This window comes from Mesotoga sp. Brook.08.105.5.1, from assembly GCF_002752635.1.
Lineage (GTDB): Bacteria > Thermotogota > Thermotogae > Petrotogales > Kosmotogaceae > Mesotoga.
This window is the reverse complement of the sequence record NZ_AYTW01000001.1, coordinates 1-24,361: the sequence shown is the minus strand read 5'-3', so window position 1 is coordinate 24,361 and position 24,361 is coordinate 1. Positions and strand designations below refer to the sequence as shown.

Below are 24,361 nucleotides of genomic sequence, written 5' to 3'. Positions count from 1 at the left end.
TTTGATTACCTGTCCGCTAGAATGCGGGCGATTAATTGATTACAGTTGTTTTCCCGCCAAGCTGAACTTCAACCGCGCCACTATTCGAAACAACTCTAACTTGCCTTCCTGCCACCTCCAGATTATCGATCTCGAAATCAAGGTCGAAGGGAAATGGATCAAATTCGATTCCATTCTCAGAGATATCAATGCCTACAACGTATCTGATCAGAAGATCGATTACCCATGAATGCTGGTAATCATCGACACCTCTGTAGATACTCGGCCTTCCGTTGAAAGGGTTATAGTGTTCAAAGCAATTCGGTCTTCTTGGATCACCGTCAAAGAACATCATTTTGATGAACTTCTCGATAATCTCAACAGTCTTTTCGCGAAGGAGTGGGTCTTTGAATCTTCTTGCACATATTCCTAGAACGTCTACGATATGGCTGTTTGTCATTGGCCATACTCTTCCGTTCCAGGGGCAGTTGTGTCTTTTTCCTTTCCATTCGGCCCATTGACTGAAGGAGTGATCATCTAGACTTGTGGCTGGTACTGGGAACTCGGTCCAGAACTCTGCTGGATTGAGCAGATGCTTCTTGAGACCAGGAATGTGAGACTCATCTACGATATCCGTTAGATAGGGATAGAAGCATACTGCTGCCTTCACTCCGGTTCTCTTGAAATTGGCTGGATTGACATCTGAGAAGATTTCGTAATCCGGATCCCACATTGTTTCAAGAACGGCCTTCTTCGTCTTCTCGGCGCTCAATTTGAAACGGCTGCTTTCTTCATCAAGACCGAGAATTCCCGCCATCCAGGAGAGTGCCTTCTTGAGGTTGTATACATAGACTGTTGCATCTACGCCTTTAAGCCTTATATTATTTGTCCAGCCGTACCTATCAGACATTGGATCAACGGCAGTGTATCTGCTCATAAACTCCTGTCCTGTCTCGAACTGATCGACTACATCATAGAGTCCGGAGTTCTCCTGATCTCTAGATGAATCGAAGTAGGCTAGATACTTCTTTAGTGGTTCATAAATCCTGCTTATGAAATCAATATCTGGGTGAACACTATGTAGATCCCGAATCGCCCTCCCCCAGTCGGCGTGGTAGAAACCGTTCTCCTGAATCTGGTTAACATAGATATGACCTACGAACGCCCCATCTTCTTTCTGATTCTCCAAGAAGTTCAGCAGACTCCCTTGACCAATACTCGGACTGTTGGACCAGCGAGTTTCCAGGATATGGCATTGTGCGCTGTAAGTGATCAGTGCTCTGAAGTAGTCGAGGCCTTCGGCAATTGCCGGATGCTTCATAAATGACTCGCTAACCTCGCTTGTGAACAGTTTTAGTCCATACCACCTGTAGTAGTAATATGTCTGCATGAATGGATCACTAACGCGAAACTGAGGCAACGATGCAAAATACCGTTCCCAGGTTTCCGTGCTCTTTTTAACAGGATCTATACTGAGCAGCCTTTCTCCTCTCTCAATAACCTCTTCTCCACTTTGCGCAGCACCAAGACCACAGACAAATACAGACTCGTCCATCGGATCGATAGTGATTCTTCTGTGAACGCCCATGTAGAGTAGTCCGTTTCTGTTAATGCCATTATTAACGATTCCGGCCAAGAGCCCTTTCTTGCTAAGTTTCTCGTAGAATGGAGTCAATCTGAAATTCGGGATGTTGGCCGTTCTCTCTGAAAAGGTGATGTTGTAGTTCTCCATGGCTTCAAGTACTAACATCACCTCTGACTCGATTGGTCTTCTGTTTGGTTTGATGAGTTTCTTTCCGAAGAGAATTCCGTTTTTCGCAGGTTCTGCATGCGTTATATCTGTCTCTAGATCACTCTCAGAGCACTGCTGGGCTGTCCAAACCACAACATCCAACTCGATCAGTTCCTCGCCCATGTTCTTGAGCGTTACTTTTGAGAGAAGAAAGTCCTCTTCTAGCAAAGTTTTCTCTTCGATCAACTCAATATTCTCAGCCGAAAACCTGCTCTTAAGAACCGCCGGGTTCCATGTCCTGTCTACGCACCTGAAATCGATTGGGATTCCATTCTTCATTGTGCTGATCGCATAACCTGGATCAATTCTCATGTCAAAGTAACTCAGAAAATCCCATGCTCCCGGACTATCGAGAAACACCGGAAATGGAGGAGCCCATAGGAGCCTGTTCCCCCCTCCTAAGTACCATTTGTCATCTCTTTCAAGAATCTTCAGTACATCAATCTTCATATGAGTCACTCCTATCAACTTCCTGGCAGTTATGAAGCAGTTCCCGACCATAACCAGTTAGGTCAACTATGTCCTTCTTGTCAATCTCGATGATCTGATCGTAGACTCTCAGTGCGCCCTTAACATCTCTGGATGCTATTGCCTCATAGAGGTCCTCATGAAGAGGCAGTCCGGCATCTCCGAAAGTATCCAATCCGAGTGGCGACTTCCACAAGATCTCAAGTCCATCAAAGACCACGTCGAAAACCTCCTTGAGGAATCGATTGTGAGAGATCTCAAATATCTTCTTGTGGAAGGCAGCGTCTGTATTTGCGAGGTCATGCTTGTCTCTTATAGCCTCTAGAAGTTTTTCCATACAGCGAGAAAACTCTTCAATATCACTCTGACTTGAATTGGATATTGCGAGAGCTATCGCAGATTTCTCTAAAGTGCTTCTGACTTCTATCAAGTCAAATATATCTCTTGCGCTGTCTGTCTCAATCTCAAAATTGACATTGAACTGAATTCTTAACTTCGTTCTCTTTAGAACAAAAGTTCCGCTTCCGTGAACGGTTCTGGTTATGCCTTCATATTCGAGAACCCTGAGCGCTTCACGCACAACGGTTCGACTTACGCCCAATCGTTCAGTAAGTTCGAGTTCCCCCGGAAGTCTCTCTAGATCCTCGAGGACTATCATTTTCTTGAGCTTGTTTACTACATCTGTCGCGGTTCGTCTTCTTGCTTTCATAGCCAATTGACCTACCTCAACTTGATTTGTTGTCTACTCACCAGACAAGTTATTAATCATATTTTATTACCTCAACCATTGAATACTTCAGACGTACTATAGCTGCCTGCGTTTCGTTAGGTTTATTTGCAGGGGATTATCTAAGAAAACGAATTCCATCTTTACCGAGAAAAATGTTGTTGTCAACAACTATGACTTGAGTATTCTGAAGCAAGAAAAGACTTTCGCGAAGAGACAAGGTGAAATTTATCGCAATCAGTGGACCAGCTCCTATGGTTGGACGAATAACAGCACCGAAATCAGATGGTTCGCCTACTTCCTAAATAAAAGACAAAACAGTACAACTGATGCATTTCAGGAACAGAGGGATCATTACCGGAAAACTTATTAGCTTTACATTATTGAACTGCAATGATAGTCCAAGCCGAAGAATATCTCTTGCTTGAGGTCGATACCTTTTTTTTCGTTCACTCTTAACAGACAGAAGGGCTTCGCATACTTGACGAGCGCTATGGTGTTTACAAAGAGCCGGTAATCTCACTACAAATATGTTCGCCTCCGATAACTAGTAATCACTACGCCGGCCTTAATCGCAATGAACCCGACTACTGTAAGTGTTACTGGCAGCCCAACTGCCGTTATCCTTCTCATTCATTTGCAAGAAAGCAAGAAGCCGGAGTCAAGTTCACTCTCCGGCTTAAGTAAGCGGTTTTCGAAGACAACTACTTGGCTAACATCTTCTCCATTACTTCAAGTGCCTCGTCAGAAAGTAGAATCATGGCCAATCTTTGAGGTGTGATTCTGTTCTGCAAATTATTCTGCAGTGTCTCAGGTCTCCTGTCGGTAATTCTTTCAGAAACCTGCTCTTTGACAACTTTCATTCTTTCCTGAACATCAAGATTCTTCAATCGCTTCTGAGCTTCGGGCGGGAGATTCTCCAGACGATGTCTCATCTGTTCCGCTACATCGGGAAGCTTCTCCTCAATTCTTTCTCTCATTTCATTTACTCTGCTTGTGCCTACGCGGTTCGAAGCTACCCGTTGCTGCAAGTACTCGGCAAGATTTTCACCCTGCTTGATAGAGATTATTGATTTTAAACCTGTTAGATAATTCTCCATTATGGATTGCGTTCTAGTCGCAAAAGCTTCTCTTTCTGGAAGAGGAGCAATTTCACCTGAAATTGCCTCCTCGAGAGTGCTCTCAAGAGTATTAGTAATCCTCTCTTTGAGGCCTTCGAGTTCCTCGCGAGTGGATTTCGCAAGATCGTAAATCTCCTGAAGCTGCTCAGGAGAAAGTTCAACTGCGTTTAGCACATTTGCTATCTGAATCTGGCGCTGCAGTTTCAGAATATCTTTATCTACTCTGTTTCCGAAATTTGGAGCTGCAGTAGCGACGACCCCGAAGATCAATACCATTACCGAAACAACCAGTATCTTTTTCATTCTTGTCACCTCCATATGAAACTAAAACAATTATAGAAATCAATAAGTGGAAGGAACGTGAAATCGCTCGATGAAACCACTTCTCGTTGTGATGAAATGGTGAACTCTCTTATCTGGTCTATCAGTCGAGATTCCTCAACCATCTGAAAGCAGTATAGTGGATAAGTAGTTTGGCTGCAAGAACGAAGTTCTGATGAGTGTAGTGTCAGTTAATAGGAAAGAAAGGTAACGTTCGGAGACAGCAGGGACATCGACAACGATCAACTCATCCTCAGATCAAGCCGTGCAGGCGAGTATAGACTGTCGTTACCTGAACTGACTATACTCTGTCATTAGCCCTAAGAACTTGCTGAGGTGAGCAAACGAACCAGCATTCCTCACCGGGTAACTTGAATTTTAATCTTTTTGCGGCTGTGGATCAGGGGCATCAAAAAAGCCCGCTCCTTCTCTCGATGGTTCTATTGTTTTATCCGGCTTTTGGTTGGTCCTTGTTGAACAGTAAACACTGGAGAAACTTATAGCATAACCAGCACAAGAAAGAGAGTTCCTTCAGAAACAGCAGAAATAGTCGTCACAAAACAATCGCAAGAACCCCCGGGCTTTGCCGAACACTGCCGTCAGCAAAATACCAGAAGGCTCTTGCGATCTATCAGATACTATCTGCTTTTGACTGGCCATCTGTTCAAGACACGACTGTTCTTATTTGTGAATTATCCACCAGTTGTTGATTTGATATTTATCGGTATCGTTCACAGTGCCACAGTTGTAGGAAGAGGTGGAACTGGTATAAACCTGATGATACGAAACGTACTTGCCACTGGAAGCATGCCTAAGCCTTACTATCTCTCCGTAGTACAGTTTGTCTGAGCCGAACAGAGTTCCCAGAACATTGATTCCTGTAGGCTCGATGAATAGGTCCCACTGAGCAGTATCATGATTCAGATACAGACAGTAAGTCGTACTTGGATATTTGTACTTGTCGTCTTTTGTATCAATTGTGTAGTACTTAGAAAGGTTATATGGAGCGAGGCACATGTCACTTAGCTGCGTTGTGGCCCGCAACCATACCGCGTGATCTTTTGTGACTGGTCCCGTCGACCACCCCCAGGAATCCCCAGTTCCTTTGTCACCTTTGTTTGTTAATATCAACCACGAACTATATCTCCCCGAGGTTGTTCTGTTTGTGCTGTTGACCTTCACAAGATCGACTCCAAAACTATCCCATGTAGGAATGAAGAGAATCCAGTTTTTTTGCCAGTACGCCTCGTCATCGATTTTCATATATCTGTTGAGCGCGACATTCAGGACTCCTATATGATCCGGGTCAGTAGGGTCAGTGCTTCTTCCGTATATGATCTCCCTCTGCAGATTGTTGACTCTCAATGAGGGAGCGTAGGCCGATATTGCTAGAGATTGGACATATGAGGTCTCCGGGCCTATGTTCAAAGCATACTTCGTTTCATCTAGGTATTCCTCTGCGATAAACAGATTACTGCAGATATTCTTATGAGTATTCTCAAGAAGGGTTATTGCGTAAGGCGTCTGAACCACATTGTTGTTGGTGCTCCTGGAAATCGTGTATTTGCCTTCTGAAAGGTTTTCAAAGACATATCTTCTCAACACTACCCCTGGCTCGACTGTCTGCTCTGTATCTTGATATGTATATCCTAAGAGACGATATGTGCCGAGTGGATCACTCGCTTCTAATGCTTCGTCAATAGCGGTGAGCTGAATATCCTGTTTGTCCAGAGTGAGTTTGATGCCGGAAGCGGAATTCCTGAACACGTTGAATGCCGGGAGCAAAATCCCTAGAGTTTTCTGGAAGCTGGGCAGTGTTGTAGGTAACGACATGGGTTCGGTATTCCAGAAAACTCTCACGACTATCCCGGAATCCAATCCCATAGCCTTCAGGGCTGCGTTGTCTGCTTCGTTGTAGAACCAGGCTTTGTCAGCATCATAAGCAGGGTTCAACATAAGGCCTTCGCCACCGACAATGTATGTTACGAATGTCTCCAGCCAATGCCAGAAGACTTCAACTTCCTCTGCGATGTACGAGTTGTAGTTCTGCAAGTGCAGCTGCGAAAGGCTACTCCCCTGCTTGTGCTCATATTCAACCAGAAGGTTCAGAGCGAGGAGTTGACGGGTTGTGAGAGCTTTGAAAAGACCTATGTAAGCTTGAACGTACTCTATAAACACAGGCGAATCGGCAGGACATCTCTGTGAGAATCCAAAACCGGTATCTGTAGTTCCATCGATCAGCTTGGCCGATCTAATGGCATTCATTGCGTTGGTAATGAAAATCTCGAACAGCGACATATAACTCGTGTCAGCAGTTCCTCCAACGATAACCTTCTTGATGTTCAGCATTACCTGATCGAGCGAGCTGTTCTGAATATCGTACATCAGTTCCTGGATGGCGACATCTGTGGTAGTCGTTGCATCGAGAGTTGTAATGAACATATACTTGTTGGTGCAGGTTTCGATCGGAGTGAAGTAGTTCTGATCTACCATTCTCACATACGAATCGTAATACTGCTTGTCAAGCTTCGTGAGAATGCTCTGTATTTCGGCATCAATAGTATCAAGCTTTGCAGACATCACGTCCAGCTTGTCGTTTATCTCCTGAACCTGGTTGAGAATCTCGCTTATCATTTCTGCGCTTTGATCACCGAGTCCAAACAGGCTTTTCATAACCCACGATATCGCACTTACGGCACCCTTTGATACTATACCGGTTGTTATTCCCTTCAAGAGGTCCTTGGCTATGCTTGAGATGTCAATATCCAGAGTTACACCAACGCCGAAATTGTACTTGGCGCCGCCGACAATTGCCTCGACAATTACCTCTATGAAGTCCCTGTAAACTCCGCCGAAGTTTTCATGGACGAAGTCCGAGAGCCTTTTCATAGAGAAATACGAGGTCTCGAATTTAGGGTGAAGCTGGCTCAATACATTCACCTCAGGGGGGACGTTTAGAGCTTCTCTGACCTGACTAATGGCCTCTGCATAGCTGGTTTCCATTCTGAACATGTAGGCCGTAAAAACTGATGTGACTGGATTTACAAGTATTTGCTCCGAATAGAACGACTCTTCGACAACCGAGGCAAGGGCATCAGTCCTTTCCTGTTCTTCGGGAATATCGAAGGAGGCCAGAAGTATTACCGGAAAGTTCAGCCCCGTGGGTATGGGTATCGAGAACCTCCTATAATTGTCGGTTTCAAACTCCCCTTCAATGACCTGATTCCCGTCTAGGTCAAAGACCTTCACGATAGCGTTTTCAATATATTCGTCTGCAAAAACTGTGCCTTTAATTGCATTTGTTCGAAGAAGACCAACGCAACCCGTGACAAAGATTAGCAATACCAGAAGAAATAAGAGAGAATACTTCTTCATTTACAACGCCCCAAATATCTCGATTGGTAAATCAGCTTCATGGCAAAAGCGCAGCTATGTGAGTGTTCAGGGCTCGGAAGAAAGTTGATTTATCGAATTAAATAGAAGATTTATGGAAAATCAGTCATTTGTTCACACTGTGAAAGTCAAATCTCTGGTAGCGAAAATGAAACATTTTTTGTGGTCTAGGAGCCTTAGGAATTCTGGGCTGCAAAAATCTTTATCGAGTATCTTCAGAAAAGAGATTAGACTTGAAAGCTGTCTGAAGAGGTTACGAAGAAAGAGAAAACCCCCCCCTATTGGTAAAATGAGAGTGAAGGAGGTCTGCTTTCAGGACCACAGAAGGGCGAAATCTGATAGTGACAAAGCATAACCTGGAGTGATACATCTCTGAAGCTGGAAGCTTTGGAGCATCAAACCGAGAATCGGAATTCTTTAGAAAGAGGTGCCTCATATGGAGATAGGGATAGTAGGACTTGGCAAAATGGGAGGCAATATCGCCAGAAAACTCGTCGCCGGCGGACATACTGTCATCGGCTATAATCTGAACTCGGAGATCACAAAGGCTCTGGCTGAAGAGATAGGACTTTACCCGGCCTTTTCTCTGGAAGAGCTTGTGGGAAAGTTGACGCCGGTTCGGATTCTTTGGTTGATGATTCCAGCAGGCGTTCCAACTGAAACGACCGTAAATGCTCTTAAAGACTTGCTAGATTCTGGAGATATCGTCATTGACGGAGGCAACAGTAATTATAAAGACTCAGTTAGGCGATCGGAGAGACTTTCAGAAAGAGGAATCAAGTTCGTAGATGTAGGCACTAGCGGAGGAATTTGGGGATTGACAGAAGGTTACAGCATGATGATTGGAGGGGAAAGAGAGATCATAGAGAACCTCACGCCATTATTCACAACGCTTTCGCCTGAGCAAGACAAAGGGTGGGGAAGAGTCGGACAAGCGGGAGCCGGCCATTTCGCAAAGATGATCCACAACGGAATAGAGTATGGGTTGATGCAGGCCTATGCGGAAGGATTCGAGATTCTTAGAGCGAAGAAGGAGTTTGATTTCGATTTGAAGGAAGTGACCGATATATGGCTTCACGGAAGCGTGATCAGGTCATGGCTTCTTGAGTTGATTAGCGATATACTAGCCGGTGATCAGGATCTCCGCAACATAGAGCCATGGGTTGCAGATTCTGGAGAAGGACGATGGGCAGTTGTTGAGGCAATGGATCTCGACGTCCCCGCCCCGGTAATTACATTGTCTCTACAGAAGCGAATTGAGAGCCGCGTTGAAGAGGATTATTCGGCAAAACTCCTTGCAGCCATCAGAAACAGGTTTGGCGGCCACGAAATAAAACAAACGAGACTGGAGAGTAGAGATGGCGAAGACTGAGAATTCAATAATGATTGTATTCGGAGCTTCCGGTGATCTTACACAACGGAAACTGATTCCGGCTGTTCACTCCCTCGGTTGTGAAGGACTGCTGCCTGAAAAATTCGACGTTATCGGCGTTTCTAGGAGCAAGATATCGGATAAAGACTTTAGAGATAGGTTATTCTCTGGGGTTCAGGATTACTCCAGATCTGATCCAAAGATCTGTAATCTCTGGAAGGGATTTGAAACTAAGATCGAGTACTTGCAGGGCGAGTATGATCAAGAAGAGACATACAGCGAACTGAAAAAAAGGATAGACAAATTGGAGAAGAACGAGCAGGCTAGATTAAATCTTCTTTTTTACCTCTCTATTCCTCCCGAAATGCATTCGATCATACTGAGACACTTGGGCAAATTGGGTCTCAGTGGATCTGAGGGAAGAGAAATCCGCGTCGTGATCGAGAAGCCTTTTGGAAGAGATCTTGAAAGCGCAAGAAAGTTGAATTCGATCGTTCACGAGTCTTTTAGGGAAGACCAGATTTTCAGGATAGACCACTTTCTCGGGAAAGAGACCGTTCAGAATATACTTGCTTTCCGTTTTGCCAATTCGATATTTGAACCAGTATGGAATCGTCAATACATTGATCATGTTCAGATAACTGTTGCTGAGGATATTGGAGTAGAACACAGGGCAGGATATTACGATACCGCTGGGGTTTTGAGAGATATGTTTCAAAATCACATGCTTCAGCTTCTGACTTTAGTGGCTTTGGAACCGCCAGCAGTTTTCGAGGCTGATGCTCTAAGGGATGAGAAGGTCAAAGTTCTGAGATCAATGAACAAGTGTTCAGACGTCGTTCTGGGTCAGTATGATGGCTATCTTGAAGAAGAAGGAGTTGCTAAGGATTCAAAAACGCCTACATATGCTGCACTTAGGATGTATGTGGATAATTGGAGATGGAAGGGAGTCCCATTCTATCTTCGATCTGGCAAGAAGATGAAGAGAAAGGTTTCGGAAATCTCCGTCCATTTCAAGAGCGTTCCTCATATGCTTTTTGGACAATCCGGAAATGGCGAAGATGTTAGTCCGAACATTCTATCTCTTTGTATTCAACCTGACGAAGGAATGAAGCTGTATTTCGAGGCAAAGATTCCTGGTGGTCCGATGAAGACCAGAACAGCCAAAATGGATTTCAGTTTTTCCAGCGGATTCGGTAATGACACCCTCCCTGATCCATACGAGAGACTCCTTTTAGATGTAATGCAGGGTGATGCATCATTGTTCGCCAGATCTGATGAAATCGAGTTAGCTTGGGGAATAATCGACCCTATAATAAGAAGACAAGAGAATGGAGAAATCAAGTTGTGCACTTATGCAACCGGTAGTTGGGATCCCGAAGAAAGCAGTTTTCTCGTTTCGAGGGAAGGCCGGGAGTGGTTTGTTTGCTGTTGTGGTGAGGATGGAGAACTACCAGAGGAGCAAGATGGCGGCGGCAAATAGGCAGTTGAGCATCTTCGAAAACTTTGAGCAGCTATCACATGCGGCCGCCGAAACTTTGGCAAAACTAATCGAGAACAAAACAACCGTTCATGAGAGATTTTCAGTAGCTCTTTCGGGAGGTTCTACGCCCGAAAGACTTTATGAAATTCTTGCCGAAGAACCTTACAAACAAGGTATTCCCTGGCGAAAAGTCGACCTTTTCTGGGTAGACGAGAGGTGCGTTACTCCCGATGACGATGAAAGCAATTACGGACTCGTGAAGGAGCTTCTGCTTAGAAGGATCGAGATTCCCCAGGAAAACATTCACAGAATCAAAGGTGAATTATCCCCTGAGATTGCCGCGGCTCAATACGAAACAGAACTGATTGACTATTTTGGAAAACATTCCACAGATTTCGATCTTGTAATACTGGGATTTGGAGAAGACGGCCACACGGGGTCTCTCTTTCCCGGTTCGACTGAAATTATCCACCGTGATTCTCTCGTACTTACCAGTGAAGTGAGCTACGATGGAAGGCCATCCAAAAGGGTTACGCTTGGTCTGCGAGCTCTAAAGCAGGCCAGAAACATCTTCGTTTTGGCCTCCGGAAAGGCGAAGGCAAAGATCGCAAGGTTGGTTCTGGTCCAAAATGACTGTGAACTACCAATAAGTCTTGTATCTCCTGAATATGGGAAACTCTTCTGGATGATCGACAAAGAAGCGGCTCAACTTCTGCCTAAAACTTTTCTTGATGAGCTTCAGAAATCCAATTCTTGACTTTGTTTTGACTAGAAGATCTCAATTGGATCAGAGATAACCGACTTCGTAATCTATTAGAATCCGTTAAGAGAGCAAAAGCAAGAGATTCTTCGATGCTCGAAATCGACTGAGTAGAGTTTCCTTTCATGAATTCCATGATATTCGTTGGCTACATAGATAATTCCTCGGAGTTCCCCGATCAATAGCTATTGATTGGGGCTAAGCTCACATTCTAAAGAATGCCCTTTCAGAAGAATTTCGAACATCATAACTGTTAATTCCGTGTTTTTGCCTCCATTTGGTTCAGGTCGAATCTCATTGACTTCCGATTAACAACTGGCAAGTAGTATAATTTCAATAAAAGAAATGACGTTTCAATAGATGAAATATGGGGAGGCATATTAATGGACGTTGTTGGCAGGTTTGGGAGGATACTCATACCAATGAGTACCGCGTTTGCAGCTGATTATTCGATCGACTATCCTATGACCAGGAGGATAGCCAGCTATTTGATTGGAAAGAAGTACTGTGATTCCCTTGTTATAGCCGGAACAAACGGCGAGTTCTACTCAATGAGCTTCGAGGAGAAGGTAAGGCTCTTTGCAGAAATCAAAGAGGAAGTTGGCGACAGGGTACCATTGATAGCCGGAACAGGTACGGCTAACACTTGCGAGACAATAGAACTTACGAAAGAAGCGGCGAGATTAGGATACGATGCTTCTATGGTAGTTGTTCCCTATTACTGTCACCCGACTCAGGAAGGAATCTACTACCACTTCTCTCAGATATGCAAGAATACCAATCTTCCGATCATGGTCTATAACATTCCTCTCTTTACGGCTTCGAATATCGATCCGGCGACTCTGGCCAAGCTAACTGAGTTTGAGAATATCGTTGCCGTCAAAGATGAGGCCGGAATTAATCCGTTGCAGACCTCTGCCTTCCTGAAGGCAACAAAGGGGAAGATAGTGGTTTATTCCGGAGACGACCTAATGGTTCTCTCGGTCATGAGTCAGGGTGGAATAGGCGTTATAAGCGGAGGTTCGCACGTAATTGGGGACATGATGAGGAACTTGATAGACGAGTTCCTCTCTGGTGATGCCACCAAAGCGACAAGTAGCTTCAAGGAGCTTTACGAGCTTTTTAGTGCTTTCTTTGGTAGAAATAGGCGGCTTACAAACCCGTTGCCGGCAGTAAAAAAGGCCTTCGCGCTCCACTCGGGACTGGATGTCGCGAGAGTGAGACCGCCACTCATGGAAATTGAAGAAGACGAAGTGGCAGTGCTGAAAGATACTCTCAGAAAGTTCGGGAAAATTTCTTGAGCTTCAAGAACCAAAAAACCGAAAGGGGGTTTAGCAATGAAAAAGGGATTAATCGTGGGTCTTGTTCTGCTGTTAGTTAGCATTTGTTTTGCCGTGGAGGAGACTTATACGATACGGTTCAACACGGTAGCTGCACCGACGCAACCTCAGGTTCTGGCCATGAACAAATTTGCAGAGATTGTAGGAGACTTGAGTGGAGGCAAGATAGACGTGAAAGTCTTCCATTCAGGACAACTTGGTGACCAGCAGACATCGTTGCTTGCTGTGATGAGGGGTGATCTTGAGATGGCAGGCGATGGAGCTCCATCATGGTTTGCGGATCTCGGAAACATGCCTAAGATGGGGGTTCTGAATGCCGCCTATATCTTCAAGGACCTCGATCACATGTATTCGGTTATGAACAGTCCTCTGGTTAAAGGTTGGTTTGATGAGTTGGCTTCGAAGACCGGCATGAGGGTTTTGGATACATGGTATCTCGGTATGAGGCAGCTCAACACAACCGAAAAGGCAGGTCCCGTTTACAAGCCGGAAGATCTCAAAGGTATGAAGATCAGGATGCCCAACAATGAAGCATTCATGGACATGGGACGTGCAATCGGGAGCAATCCAACTCCAATGGGTTTTGGAGAAGTTTATCTTGCGCTTAAGCTGGGTACTATCGACGGCCAAGATAATCCTCTTCCAACTGATCTATCGGCCATGTTCGTTGAGGTCACTAAGTACATAATTCTTACGGATCACTCAATTGGAATGATAAATCCAGTAATCAATGAAAAGTTCTGGCAATCTCTGCCGGCAGAATACAGGACCTACATTATCAAAGCTCTTGAAGTAGCACGTTTCTACATGAACTACCTGGTTCTGGAACAAGAATCGAAGCTTCTTAAGCAATTTGTCGACGAATACAAAATGGAGATAATAGTTCCCGACAAAGAAGCCTTCATGAAATACGCGAGAGAGTTCTATTCACAAGATAAGTTCGACAAAGCGTGGGGCGCAGGAATGTATGAAGCAATCCAGTCTTATCCTTCCGACTAGCTGAAGCAAGAAGAAGTAGCTTGGACTGGGTAATCCCGGCCCAAGCTACTCTTTGTGGAGGACGATCATGAAGAGGTTCTTTGGAGTATTGTTTAAGTCGGTTCAAATTGCACTGAATCTGATAGAGTCTTGGGGAGGGATAATCTTCCTGGGATTGCTTTTTTTAAGTATCTTCCTGCAGGTTGTTCTGAGATATGTATTCAGGACTCCTTCACCCGAACTATTCGAGGTTGCCCAATATAGCTTCATATGGACTATATTCCTCGGTGCACCATACGCTAGGAAATTCGATGCACATATTAAATTCGACATTATATTCGTCAAACTTCCCAGAAAGGTGCAGCTGCTTCTCCAGATAACATTCGATCTCTTCTTTTGCATTGTGCTTTTAGTAACATTGGGACCTGTGCTCGGCGATGTTCTTTTCTATAAGATCATCAAGTCCGAAGTCTTAAGGATTCCCTGGACTTATCTCTTCATGTGTTTCCCCATTTTCATGGTCTTGACTTTCATTCACAACGTAATCTGGATAGTGAAGAGCTTCATAGAACTCTTCTCCGGAAGGATCGTTCCCAAGGAGGTTGAACCATGGGATTGATACTCTTTTTCATAGTATTCGGTGCTGCCTTCGCCCTGGGTTATCCGATAGCGTTTGGAATGATCATGGGGGGCTTTGCATACTTCATCACTTCAGGAATGGACCTGGGAATCTTCCTCGACATAATGGCAATCGAACTGAGGGCCCAGGACGTTCTCCTTGCGGTTCCCATGTTCATATTTGCTGCAAACGTAATGAATGATACCGAGATAACCGACCGGCTTTTCGGTTTCTTGAAGCAGCTCTTGGGAGGTGTAAGGGGTGGACTTGCATACGCGAACATCGGTGCCAGTATTATCTTTGCGGGAATGAGCGGATCGGAAATAGCTGACGTTTCCGGTCTTGGAACAATAGAGATAAAGGCAATGATGGACAATGGTTATGATGGAGCTTTTGCCTGCGCTGTTACATGCGCTTCGGCAACTATTTCTCCTCTCATTCCTCCCAGTATTCCGATGGTAATCTATGCCATGCTAACAGGAACCTCTCTGGGATATCTGTTTCTTGCAGGAATAATACCTGGGCTTTTTCTTGGCTTTCTTGAAGCTGGGATGGCCTTCTATCTTTCGAAGAAGAGAAACTATCCGGTAGGAAAGAGATATCCACTCAAAGTACTTGCGAAGAGCTTCATTAGATCCTTTCCTGCCCTGATGGCTCCGATTATTCTCCTAGCCGGTATCTACGGAGGAATATTCACTCCAACTGAATCCGCGGCCGTTCTCGCTGCATATTCTATACTTGTAAGCATCTTCATCTATCGTACGCTTGGAGTCAAGAAGCTGAGAAAGATAATGCTCAAAACTGTTTATAATGTAGGTGCGATAAGCTTCATGATTGCCGGTGCCTTCGTTGTAAAATATGTGCTTGCAAGAGAAGAGATACCTCTATTGCTGACGAACGCTTTCATGGATATGGGACTTCTTTCCAGTGAATGGGTGCTGCTTTTAAGTGTTAACGTTCTCTTCTTCATACTTGGAATGTTCTTTGATGTGTCCGTCATACAGCTTGTGGTTATACCAATAGTCTTTCCGCTCGTGAGGGCAGTGGGAATAGATCCCGTTCACTTCGGAATCGTGACCACTTTCAATCTTATGCTCGCACTTGACACACCTCCCTATGGACAGACAGGCTTCATTACAAGCGCGATTAGCAAGACTCCGGTCGGAAAGGTTTTTAAGGAAATGCTAAAATACTGGATACCGATAGAAGTAATGGGACTAGTAATAATTACTTACTGGGCCGATTTTGTTTTGTGGCTGCCAAGATTACTGGGGTATGCTCATTAGGTCATGATTGAGGCTTTTGAATGCAGAGTGTTGAAAGGATAGTAAGGATCGTAAATTCATTTAGTCTTGAGAAATCAAAGCTTAGCCTAGACGATTTGACGAAAAAAAGCGGTCTTCCAAAGGCCACCGTGTATAGAATTGCGGAAGCTCTGTGCAAAGAACATATGCTTGAGAAGGATACCCTAACGTCTACATACAGAATAGGAATCAAGCTCTTTGAACTGGGGAGTCTCTATCTTTCCTCTATGAGACTTAAAGATGTGGCATTTACTGAGATGGAGAAACTCCATTTGAAGACGGGTGAAACGATACACATGGGTATACTTGACGGGAATGAAGTCGTCTCCATTGAAGGATTTGAAAGTTCAAGGTCACTGCACACGAAGCTTTTGATAGGAAAACGAGCCCCTCTTTACTGCACCGCAGTCGGTAAAGCGATTTTGGCGTTTCTTCCTGATGCCGATCGTGAAGAGATGATAAAGGCTCTTGATCTTGTCCCTCAGACTTCAAGAACCATAACAGACAAGAATACTCTTAGGGAGGAATTGGAGACAATTAGATTGAGAGGAACGGCGTTTGACAAAGGAGAAAACGAAGAAGGAGTTGCATGTCTCGGGGCTCCTGTTTTTGATTCATCGGGTGAGGTCGTTGCATCAATAAGCATATCCGGTCCGATTTTCAGGATGGGAGAGAAAGTGATGTTTGAGTATTCCAATCTCTTGAAAGAAGTTGTGGAGAGAATCTCTTTTGCGCTAGGGCACGGATCACAGATGTAATGCCAAGTAGCTTGTCTAGACTTGTTTTGATAGACACATTGTTGATTAAGAATCCAACTATCAGTTCTCAATGACCCGGCGCGCGTCTTACAACCATCTTCCTTCAGATGCTTTTCTTGTCGTTCTTCAGAAGTCAGTTCGGTATGCAATGTCTGTGGCTGTGAATGCAGAATCAGGATTCGTTGGCGTTGTCCAGCATCTGCTTTCTGGTCTTCTGAGAATACCTGAGTCACAACATCCAAGATTCCCGTTCTCTATTTGAAGTAAACTGAAGTTTCTTCATATTCTAAGTAGATACTCTACCATTGATAAAAATCCAAGCGCAAATCTGGCAGCACACAATTGCACCTCTGACAGTAATTGAAGCGTGAAGAAAAATCGTTTGCATAAGAGACGCGTTCGCGATTGATGAATGAACAGCGTCTACTCTCTCCACAATCCATAAGCCTAATTTGACAAGTACGTGAAGCTACGGGAATCTGCTTCAGTTACCGTCAACTCTCCGCAGAGTCTTAATAATGATTTTTTTCACAATACATGAGGAATATAATTACGTGTAAGAAGACTAGAAGATATGTGGTTCACGTATTTTGGAGGAAGTTACAACGAGTATTGAATGTAGGGGAGGATTCATGATGCGAATAGCGGTGGTTCTATTGACAGTATTTGCTGTCGTCTTTCTGGCTACAGGGTGTATCTTCAAAACCGTTACTCTCACTATGCTTGAACCAGAAAACGGTGGGGAGGTTCAGCCCCTTCCTGGGGTTCACAATTACCTTACTGGTACTGTTGTGAGCATCGAGGCAACTCCCGGAGATAACTGGGATTTCGATCGATGGGAAGTAAATGGAGGGTTCTATTCAAGCGAGGAAGCAACGACTCTTAAGATGGACTCCGAAAAGGTCGTCAAAGTTTTTTTCGTGAGGAAACCTGTAACCCTGACGATGCTTGAGCCCTCTGGACAGGGTGATGTCGATCCGGATCCCAGCATGCTTTCCTTTGAGTATGGAGCTGTTGTAGACCTATCGGCTACCCCAACCAGAGGTTGGGAATTCGATCGCTGGCAGGTGAATGGAGCCTTCTACTCGAGCGCAGAATCTACGACTCTGACGATGGACAATGATAAGACTGTGAAGGCGTTCTTCAACGAAGAGCCTGCAGCTTCGGTGACACTATATATGCTCGAACCCATTGGGCAGGGTGAGATTCAGCCTCTAGCCGGAGATCACGAGTATAATGCTGGGACAGTCGTTACTCTTAAGGCAACCCCCTCTGAAGGCTGGTTGTTTGACCACTGGTTGGTTGAGGGCGCATTATATTCCAGCGACCAGGAAGCCTACCTCACAATGAATACAGATAGGAATGTAAAGGCAGTTTTTGTCAGGAAGACCTACACACTTACAATGCTCCAGACTTCAGGAAGTGGAAGTGTTGAGCCTCCAGTCGGTTCGCATGTTTATGAGGAAGGCACTGAAGTTATGCTAGTTGCTTCGCCTGCAAATGGTTGGGAATTTGATTACTGGCAGATCGATGGGGTAGTTGTTACAGGCAATCCGGAACACAAAGTAACAATGGACGCAAACAAGACGGCAAGAGCCTTCTTTGTCGAAGAACCACCTGTAGTCTTTACCTTGACGATGATGGAACCCTCCGGGCAGGGCTCTGTGAGTCCTCCGGTTGGGAATCACACATACATTGAAGGAACCCTTGTCTCCTTAACGGCAACTCCCGAAGAAGGATGGGAGTTTGAGTCGTGGTATGTGGATGGAGTGAATTTCTCAAATATCGCGAACGTCACAATTGTCATGGATAGCAACAAATCCGTCTCAGCCTCCTTTGTGAAAAAGGCTGAGAAGGTGATTCTAGAGATCTACAAGTCCGGAAGAGGGACAGTAAGCCCGCCGGAAGGGATGTATGAATATGATAAAGGATCTTCTGTCGATCTAAGTGCAACACCTGCTTCTGGTTATCACTTTGAAGAATGGCTTGTTGATGGTACAACTTATCTGGTGCAGAACATAACGATAACACTCGAGTGGGACACGGTAGCTATCGCTACTTTTAGGTGTAACTGTGGGGGCGAAGGTCAAGAGTGACGGTAGGTCTGAAGTATAGGTAGAGATCAAGAGTCGCTTCTCACTATCTCAAGGAATCCTTTGACGACTCTTTTGTCGAACAACGTGCCGGAGTTCTTGAGAAGACACTTGATCGTTTCTTCTTCGCTCCAGGCCTTCCGGTAAGGTCTATCGGAAATCAGCGCATCGTATACATCAACAACGGCGAATATTCTGGCGGCCAGCGGTATCTCTTCTCCTTTAAGTCCTCGAGGATGAGTATGCAGAAAGCAGATGTGAAGATAGACCAGGAAAAGATGGCTTCGGAAGTCAAATACGATGGCAAATACGTTCTAAGAACGAACACAAAACTAACCAATAGAGAGGTTGCTCAATCGTACAAATTACTGTGGAAAGTAGAGAGGGCATTCAGGGAACTGAAGAGCGGACTCGATCTTCGTCCTATATACCATTACACAGACACGAGGGTGAAGGGCCACATAATGATCTGTTTCCTTGCGCTTGTAATGGAGACTGCCTTATGTAGAAAGCTGAAAGAGATTGGAAGTGCTTTCTCTTACGCAGAAATACTCGAAGACTTGAAAGAGATAAGGGCAGTTGAGCTAACAGTAGAAGGCAAACGCTTTCTTGCAAGGACTGAAATGATGGGCAATGCTTACGACGCTTTCAAAGCACTCAAAATAAGACCCCCGGATCTACTCAAAGAGATTGCATAATATACCACTGTGGTGGTACGTCTGTTTTTCTTTTCATTTTTTCCTTTGTTTAGCTGTTTTTAGATTATGCGCTGTCAAAGTTGAGTCATTTGCGGGCGGTAGAATTTGCAGCTCAGTTGCGACGGAGTTCAGATTATTGTGTAAGCATGTGACGAAATCATTGAGTGAATCCTGTCGATGTTGTTCACATATCGGTTATTATTAAAGGTCAGGCAAAAGAAGAAGTGTATAATTATCATGTTAGGAGTAACGGTAATTTGAGGTGGTGATTTTGATGGGTTTTGCCGTCAAAAGAAGCAAAAAGCCCAGAATAGGACACATAAGAAACAACTTCATAAGAGCATCCGTTCTACTCGGAATAGTAACACCCGTATCGGTTTATGGAATTGTTGGATTCTTGAGCGCTGGAGATAGACTAGATGGTTTTGGATGGTTGTTATTTCTTTTGATAGCTGTCTGGATCCTTGTCGGAGCTATCTGGATTCTGTCTCTGAAAGCCTATCTAGAGGCGCGTGAGCAAGTAAAGAAGAGCCTGGGAGGTTTCAGAAGAAGAAATCTCAAACCGGCAGGCATCATGTTCAATAGATCACAGGCGAGTCCAATAAGGATGAAATCAACTTGACTTTCGATTATTGATGAACCACTCGTATAGTTCGGGATTAGAGTAAGTTTCTGTCCATGAATCGTGTCCGGCATCGGGATATATGGTTAACATGGGATGTGCACCGAACTCTTTCAGTGTCCTTACTAGAACTCTACTCTCTTCGATCGAGACTATGTTGTCCTTTTCACCATGAAAGGCCCAAACAGGAAGGTCTTTGATCTCTGCGACTCTCTCCGGAAAACCAAGAATTCCAAGTCCCCCGCCGCAGATTGGTGCAATGGCCGAGAAGAGTTTAGGGTACTCGACGGCCATATGCCATGTGCCAAATCCTCCCATTGACAGTCCTGTCAGATACAATCTTGAAGAGTCAACTCTATACTGTTCAACTATTGAATCTACAAGAAATCTCAGATCCTGAAGTCTGTTAAGCCACCAATCGTTTTCCGGGCATTGAGGTGAAACAGTTATGAAAGGAAAATCTGTCATCTCATCCACTACTTTTGGAATTCCATGCTTCTTAAGTAGCCTGAGATCGTCTCCCCTCTCTCCTGCGCCGTGAAGAAAGAGAATGAGGGGCCAATCACTCCCTTCAGAGTTGTACTGCAGTGGGAGTGAGAACAAGTAATCGAGCTTCCTGTTTAGAGAATAACTAATTCTTGATGAGTGAAGTTCCATTGTCACACCTCCTGGCAGTCTTCAATCAACAGCATAACATTACGGAAGTAGAATTCTTTAGCTCAATTTACAGTAAGAGACGTCTTGATCATCGGCAGGATTTTGATCGGCAACATACCGGCAGATGTCCATAAAGAGGAGTGAGAATCTATATTAGCTGACCTTGATGAGACGCATCGGAGGTTTATGAGCACATGTTTTCTATTGATTTTTCTATTGGTACCGAGTCATTAGCTGTTGGTCATACAGATCGGGCTTTCGTGGCTCGAGAGCGACCAGGGCCCAATGAGTCTACAATGATCGGCAGTGATGTGGGTCTAGTCAACTTCACCTGGTTCTATAGACCGAAATACCTGCCAGGATAGTTTCTTCAACTGCCAGATCTCGATTAAGCATCACTATATCAGCTATAGACCCTTCTTTCAGTCTACCTCTGTTGCTGATTCCAACGCTCTGAAGGGCGTTGTAGGAAGAGACTCTCGATAGTTCCTGAAGACTGCAGCCGGTCCACTCCCTGAAGTTTCTGGAAGCTCTGTCCATGGTAAGAGTACTTCCCGCAAGAGTCCCATCTTCGAGAGTTGCCTTGCTGCCATTGACTTCTACTCTTAGGCCTCCAAGATCATATGTTCCGTCATTCAGTCCGGTCGCATCAAGAGAATCAGTGACCAAAATTATGGCTTCACTACCACGAATCTTATGAATCATTTCAACGAATTCAGGCGCAGTGTGGATACCGTCTGCGATCATTTCCAGCTTCATGGGCAGCAAGAACCCTGATCCAACACAACCAATCTCCCTGTGATGAAGAGTGTTCATTCCGTTAGGAAAGTGAGTCATTCTCTTGCAGCCGTTCTCGTAAGCTTTCTTCATCTGAAGATAGGTGGCGTCTGTATGTCCAATAGAGATAGTGATTTCTCGTTTTGCAATCTCGGGGAGAACTTCAAGAAAGCCTTCGATTTCCGGAGCCATTGTTATGAGCAAAACGATATCCGATAGCACAGACTTAAGTTCTTCAACTGTTGCAGGTCTTATTACAGAGGGGTTCTGAGCGCCCTTTTTCTTTGGGTTTATGTATGGACCTTCAAAATGAACTCCCCTAACTGCTGTTCTGGGCCTCTCGGTAACATAGTCAGAAACAAGATCAGCAACTCTTTTCATTTCTTTCGCTTCAGCAGAAACTGTCGTTGGAAGAAAAGAAGTCACACCATGAGTTACAGCGAACTCCTCCCACCTTTCAAGATCTCTTGTATTCATCGTCATGCAGTTAATTCCAATTGCACCATGCGAATGCGTATCGACAAAGCCAGGCATGGCTATTGAACTGAAATCTCCGCCCGTTTTCGCAATTGATTCGATTTTGTTTCCAGATATTCTGATATTTGCGATGTATTCCCCATCGACTGGATCAACAACGAGAACCCTTTTTAATTCCATTCAAGTCATCTCCCTTCAGACTCAATTATTACATCATTGAGAGAAATCTGGGCAACGCATGAGCGAAGTCACTTGGTGGCAGGGAGGATACAGGGGGTATGAAAGACATCTCTAGAACGATAAGACATTCTTCGTCTTTGGAAGAGAGGGGGCGTATTCTCTGTTTTCGGAAAGTGAGCCGTTAACGGTTAACTGCTAAGGCTTCTGCACTTCTGGCTGCATTTCTCTTTCTTGTCGGAGAACGACGGGCCGTTGATTGCCGATGTTTATCAATTCTCGCTTTCTAGAAGCGAAGCTCTCTATAACGCTCTTTAGGGACTCCGTTTTCTACATCTAGTTTGCTTTGATAAGAGTACAGGCATCACCGTCTAGATAGCATCAGAACTTTTACAGCGGTAAGATCAAGCTATAGCCTTACATTTGGCATATAAAATGGCTTAACGGTTTGTCAGTTGAAGTTCTGAAATCAGCCAATACAGAGAAAAATGAAAATGAAAGTCGGCTTGTTGCCACTACTTGCCTTTGAGAAGGCCTATTCATGGATCTTATAGTCAATTCTCCGAAGTCCTCTTCATTGGAAGAACGTCTTGTTTCTCAACTTCCAGGTCTGAGATGGGGCTAGAGAACAGATACTTGAGCCCTCCTGTATCGATTTTAGCCGGTTAGCTTCACTGCTCCACTGGAAATTGAGCGCTTGAAATACGTACTTCTGGGAAAACTGCGAAGGTCATCCCTTGAGATCGCAAGACGAAAATACATCATAAGACTACAATTAGTGTTTAAATTTCTAAGGTCAAACAATATATACTTGCCTTGTTGTGTCCAATCAGGCAACAGAAAAGAGGGGGGTAAGCCATGAAATTGAAACTGGTTCTTGTAATCGTTCTTATTTCTACGGTTGCTTTCGGCAATTTCTTTCAACGGTCCGACGAGTATTTGAGAAGACAGAACGAACTGAAAAGCGCCCTGGAATTCTCACTGACATTTGAAGAGGCTAAAAAGATCATTATGAAACATTATCCGGAACTCAAGATCGATGAAGAAGTGAGAGAGTTCATCGTTGAAAGAGACATACAGAGAGCTATCGTTGACGGCGCAGAGATGTACTATACAGACTTGGAGCACAACCTCTTTACCCGCGATCCCGAACTTGTCGAGCGAGAGCCAGAGTGGTCGGCGGGCAACGTCTTGCTGGTCAGGTACCTTCTAGAAGAGTACGGACGGAGGAATACGCCTTTCGCCTCCTTCAAGCCAGCTCACAGCCCGTATTTCAACCCGAAGAATTACCTTGTGGAATATAAAGTAAATACTGAAAGATCTCTCCTGCCGGATAAAGGTTCGCTGAGAATCTGGTTCCCCCTTCCTTTGCAGACAGCGGCTCAAGAGAATATCTCTGTACTTGAGGTGACCCCGAAGGAAGCGGTGGTCGGCCTTCCCAGAACTTCCGGCGATATAGCTTATGTCCTCTTCGAGTTCGATCTTTCGAATCTCGTTGAGGATCTGGACATAACCGTGCAATTTACTTTCACACACTATCAGCAGCAGTTCGATATAGATCCCGATCAGGTGGGCGAATACGACAGGGAAAGCTCGCTTTACAGAGAATACACGAAGTCCGAAGGAAGCATATATTTCGATGAAAGATTCGAGGAGCTTGCCAGAAGCGTTGTTGGAGATGAGACCAATCCTTACCTTCAGGCAAAAGAGATATATTACTACGTTGTCCAAAACATCAAATACACTTTTATGGCCCACGTTGCAATAGAGGCGGCCGGAATTCCGGAAAGCCTCTACTCTTTTGAACACGGTTACGGTGATTGTGGTACTCAGTCGATGATCTTTTCAGCCCTCTGCAGATCGATCGGAATACCTGCAAGGGCGCCGGGAGGCTTTCAGGTCTTTTCCGGACAGCTGGGTTCTCATTTTTGGGCCGAGTTCTTCCTGCCGAATTACGGTTGGGTTCCTGTAGACACCTCGGCAGGACAGATTGCGACCTACACTTATGGTATTACCGAGGAAGAGCGAAAGGCGTTCATCGATTACTTCTTTGGCAACCAAGACCCTTTGAGACTCGTGGTTCAAAATTCCGTCGACTTCCTGCCCGCCGAAAAACCTGCCGACACTCAGCTGCTTGAGATCACGCTGCAGAGTCCGTTCGTCGAAAGCGAATTCGGCAATGAAGAGTTCGATGTCACTATTGCAATTCTTGATTCTTTCAGCATGAAGACGATTTTGTTGAAATAGAGCCGTGGTAGGGGGTAGCGGGTAGGGGGTCGGTAAGAGCAAAAGATCAGTTGCAAGATGCAGAAGTGATGCTGCCTCCGGCAGGAAGTGAGGCTCGCTGCGCGAGGAAGTGATGCCCGGAGGAACGTCCGGGGAAGTGATGCTGACGCTTTCGCGCCAGGGATTAAAGATCCCGTAGAAGCACTAAGGGTATACCGA

At 44.9% G+C, this 24,361-nt stretch carries 19 protein-coding genes; 12 read left to right on the top strand and 7 right to left on the bottom strand.

Annotated features, from left to right (window positions below):
* Positions 1-31: 31 nt before the first annotated feature.
* The 4 genes from V512_RS00100 to V512_RS00085 form a co-directional block, all read right to left on the bottom strand.
* Positions 32-2,221 (bottom strand): hypothetical protein, encoded by a 2,190-nt coding sequence (locus V512_RS00100; RefSeq protein ID WP_099828438.1) that lies wholly within the window; start codon positions 2,219-2,221, stop codon positions 32-34.
* On the bottom strand, positions 2,211-2,948 hold the full coding sequence (locus tag V512_RS00095; RefSeq protein ID WP_180979948.1) for a FadR/GntR family transcriptional regulator: 738 nt from the start codon (positions 2,946-2,948) through the stop codon (positions 2,211-2,213). The genes V512_RS00100 and V512_RS00095 overlap by 11 nt, the downstream gene beginning before the upstream one ends.
* Before the next feature lie 722 nt (positions 2,949-3,670).
* Positions 3,671-4,390 carry a hypothetical protein gene (locus V512_RS00090; RefSeq protein ID WP_099828436.1) on the bottom strand — a complete coding sequence of 240 codons (720 nt, stop codon included), beginning with the start codon at positions 4,388-4,390 and terminating at the stop codon, positions 3,671-3,673.
* Positions 4,391-5,089: 699 nt separating this feature from the next.
* Positions 5,090-7,783: a hypothetical protein gene (locus tag V512_RS00085; protein WP_099828435.1), complete on the bottom strand. Its 2,694-nt coding sequence runs from the start codon at positions 7,781-7,783 to the stop codon at positions 5,090-5,092.
* Positions 7,784-8,237: 454 nt separating this feature from the next.
* Here V512_RS00085 and gnd point away from each other — a divergent pair, with 454 nt between their 5' ends.
* The 9 genes from gnd (at position 8,238) to V512_RS00040 (ending at position 18,511) form a co-directional block, all read left to right on the top strand.
* Complete coding sequence (gnd, locus tag V512_RS00080; protein ID WP_099828434.1) at positions 8,238-9,173, top strand: phosphogluconate dehydrogenase (NAD(+)-dependent, decarboxylating); 936 nt, start codon at positions 8,238-8,240, stop codon at positions 9,171-9,173.
* Positions 9,160-10,656, top strand: coding sequence for a glucose-6-phosphate dehydrogenase (gene zwf / locus V512_RS00075; protein ID WP_099828433.1), 1,497 nt, complete (start codon positions 9,160-9,162; stop codon positions 10,654-10,656). The genes gnd and zwf overlap by 14 nt, the downstream gene beginning before the upstream one ends.
* Entirely contained in the window at positions 10,640-11,413 is a 774-nt protein-coding gene (pgl, locus tag V512_RS00070; protein WP_165775305.1) for a 6-phosphogluconolactonase, read from the top strand. Before zwf ends, pgl begins: the two co-directional genes overlap by 17 nt.
* Positions 11,414-11,799: 386 nt before the next feature.
* On the top strand, positions 11,800-12,717 hold the full coding sequence (dapA, locus tag V512_RS00065) for a 4-hydroxy-tetrahydrodipicolinate synthase (protein ID WP_099828431.1): 918 nt from the start codon (positions 11,800-11,802) through the stop codon (positions 12,715-12,717).
* Positions 12,718-12,753: 36 nt separating this feature from the next.
* Entirely contained in the window at positions 12,754-13,755 is a 1,002-nt protein-coding gene (locus V512_RS00060; RefSeq protein ID WP_099828430.1) for a DctP family TRAP transporter solute-binding subunit, read from the top strand.
* Between the two features lie 67 nt (positions 13,756-13,822).
* Positions 13,823-14,353 carry a TRAP transporter small permease gene (locus tag V512_RS00055; protein WP_099828429.1) on the top strand — a complete coding sequence of 177 codons (531 nt, stop codon included), beginning with the start codon at positions 13,823-13,825 and terminating at the stop codon, positions 14,351-14,353.
* Entirely contained in the window at positions 14,344-15,639 is a 1,296-nt protein-coding gene (locus V512_RS00050) for a TRAP transporter large permease (protein ID WP_099828428.1), read from the top strand. The genes V512_RS00055 and V512_RS00050 overlap by 10 nt, the downstream gene beginning before the upstream one ends.
* Before the next feature lie 20 nt (positions 15,640-15,659).
* Positions 15,660-16,415: an IclR family transcriptional regulator gene (locus V512_RS00045; RefSeq protein ID WP_099828427.1), complete on the top strand. Its 756-nt coding sequence runs from the start codon at positions 15,660-15,662 to the stop codon at positions 16,413-16,415.
* A 635-nt stretch (positions 16,416-17,050) separates the two neighbouring features.
* Positions 17,051-18,511, top strand: coding sequence for a hypothetical protein (locus tag V512_RS00040; protein ID WP_243392162.1), 1,461 nt, complete (start codon positions 17,051-17,053; stop codon positions 18,509-18,511).
* A 26-nt stretch (positions 18,512-18,537) separates the two neighbouring features.
* Here V512_RS00040 and V512_RS15330 read toward each other — a convergent pair whose 3' ends face one another.
* Positions 18,538-18,756: an HD domain-containing phosphohydrolase gene (locus V512_RS15330; protein ID WP_347708246.1), complete on the bottom strand. Its 219-nt coding sequence runs from the start codon at positions 18,754-18,756 to the stop codon at positions 18,538-18,540.
* On the opposite strand from V512_RS15330, the gene V512_RS00030 reads away from it, so the two are divergent.
* Entirely contained in the window at positions 18,751-19,206 is a 456-nt protein-coding gene (locus V512_RS00030) for an IS1634 family transposase (RefSeq protein WP_243392161.1), read from the top strand. The two genes, V512_RS15330 and V512_RS00030, sit on opposite strands and share 6 nt — an antisense overlap.
* A 274-nt stretch (positions 19,207-19,480) precedes the next feature.
* On the top strand, positions 19,481-19,828 hold the full coding sequence (locus V512_RS00025) for a hypothetical protein (RefSeq protein WP_099828425.1): 348 nt from the start codon (positions 19,481-19,483) through the stop codon (positions 19,826-19,828).
* Here V512_RS00025 and V512_RS00020 read toward each other — a convergent pair.
* Complete coding sequence (locus tag V512_RS00020) at positions 19,820-20,485, bottom strand: prolyl oligopeptidase family serine peptidase (protein ID WP_099828424.1); 666 nt, start codon at positions 20,483-20,485, stop codon at positions 19,820-19,822. The genes V512_RS00025 and V512_RS00020 overlap by 9 nt on opposite strands.
* A 327-nt stretch (positions 20,486-20,812) precedes the next feature.
* The gene (gene nagA, locus V512_RS00015; RefSeq protein WP_099828423.1) at positions 20,813-21,919 is read right to left on the bottom strand and encodes an N-acetylglucosamine-6-phosphate deacetylase; all 1,107 of its coding nucleotides are present in this window, start codon (positions 21,917-21,919) and stop codon (positions 20,813-20,815) included.
* A gap of 855 nt (positions 21,920-22,774) precedes the next feature.
* On the opposite strand from nagA, the gene V512_RS00010 reads away from it, so the two are divergent.
* A complete protein-coding gene (locus V512_RS00010) occupies positions 22,775-24,163 on the top strand; it encodes a transglutaminase-like domain-containing protein (RefSeq protein WP_099828422.1) in 1,389 nt (462 codons plus the stop codon).
* The last annotated feature ends 198 nt before the right edge of the window (positions 24,164-24,361 follow it).

Excerpts from the sequence above, each read along its gene's own strand:
- V512_RS00020 (WP_099828424.1), bottom strand. The coding sequence starts at position 20,485 with ATGGAACTTCACTCATCAAGAATTAGTTATTCTCTAAACAGGAAGCTC.
- V512_RS00085 (WP_099828435.1), bottom strand. The coding sequence starts at position 7,783 with ATGAAGAAGTATTCTCTCTTATTTCTTCTGGTATTGCTAATCTTTGTC.
- pgl (WP_165775305.1), top strand. The coding sequence starts at position 10,640 with ATGGCGGCGGCAAATAGGCAGTTGAGCATCTTCGAAAACTTTGAGCAG.
- V512_RS00060 (WP_099828430.1), top strand. The coding sequence starts at position 12,754 with ATGAAAAAGGGATTAATCGTGGGTCTTGTTCTGCTGTTAGTTAGCATT.
- V512_RS00090 (WP_099828436.1), bottom strand. The coding sequence starts at position 4,390 with ATGAAAAAGATACTGGTTGTTTCGGTAATGGTATTGATCTTCGGGGTC.
- V512_RS00055 (WP_099828429.1), top strand. The coding sequence starts at position 13,823 with ATGAAGAGGTTCTTTGGAGTATTGTTTAAGTCGGTTCAAATTGCACTG.
- V512_RS00050 (WP_099828428.1), top strand. The coding sequence starts at position 14,344 with ATGGGATTGATACTCTTTTTCATAGTATTCGGTGCTGCCTTCGCCCTG.
- V512_RS00100 (WP_099828438.1), bottom strand. The coding sequence starts at position 2,221 with ATGAAGATTGATGTACTGAAGATTCTTGAAAGAGATGACAAATGGTAC.
- V512_RS00040 (WP_243392162.1), top strand. The coding sequence starts at position 17,051 with ATGCGAATAGCGGTGGTTCTATTGACAGTATTTGCTGTCGTCTTTCTG.
- V512_RS00010 (WP_099828422.1), top strand. The coding sequence starts at position 22,775 with ATGAAATTGAAACTGGTTCTTGTAATCGTTCTTATTTCTACGGTTGCT.
- V512_RS00045 (WP_099828427.1), top strand. The coding sequence starts at position 15,660 with ATGCAGAGTGTTGAAAGGATAGTAAGGATCGTAAATTCATTTAGTCTT.
- V512_RS00030 (WP_243392161.1), top strand. The coding sequence starts at position 18,751 with ATGCAGAAAGCAGATGTGAAGATAGACCAGGAAAAGATGGCTTCGGAA.
- dapA (WP_099828431.1), top strand. The coding sequence starts at position 11,800 with ATGGACGTTGTTGGCAGGTTTGGGAGGATACTCATACCAATGAGTACC.
- gnd (WP_099828434.1), top strand. The coding sequence starts at position 8,238 with ATGGAGATAGGGATAGTAGGACTTGGCAAAATGGGAGGCAATATCGCC.
- zwf (WP_099828433.1), top strand. The coding sequence starts at position 9,160 with ATGGCGAAGACTGAGAATTCAATAATGATTGTATTCGGAGCTTCCGGT.
- V512_RS00025 (WP_099828425.1), top strand. The coding sequence starts at position 19,481 with ATGGGTTTTGCCGTCAAAAGAAGCAAAAAGCCCAGAATAGGACACATA.
- V512_RS00095 (WP_180979948.1), bottom strand. The coding sequence starts at position 2,948 with ATGAAAGCAAGAAGACGAACCGCGACAGATGTAGTAAACAAGCTCAAG.
- nagA (WP_099828423.1), bottom strand. The coding sequence starts at position 21,919 with ATGGAATTAAAAAGGGTTCTCGTTGTTGATCCAGTCGATGGGGAATAC.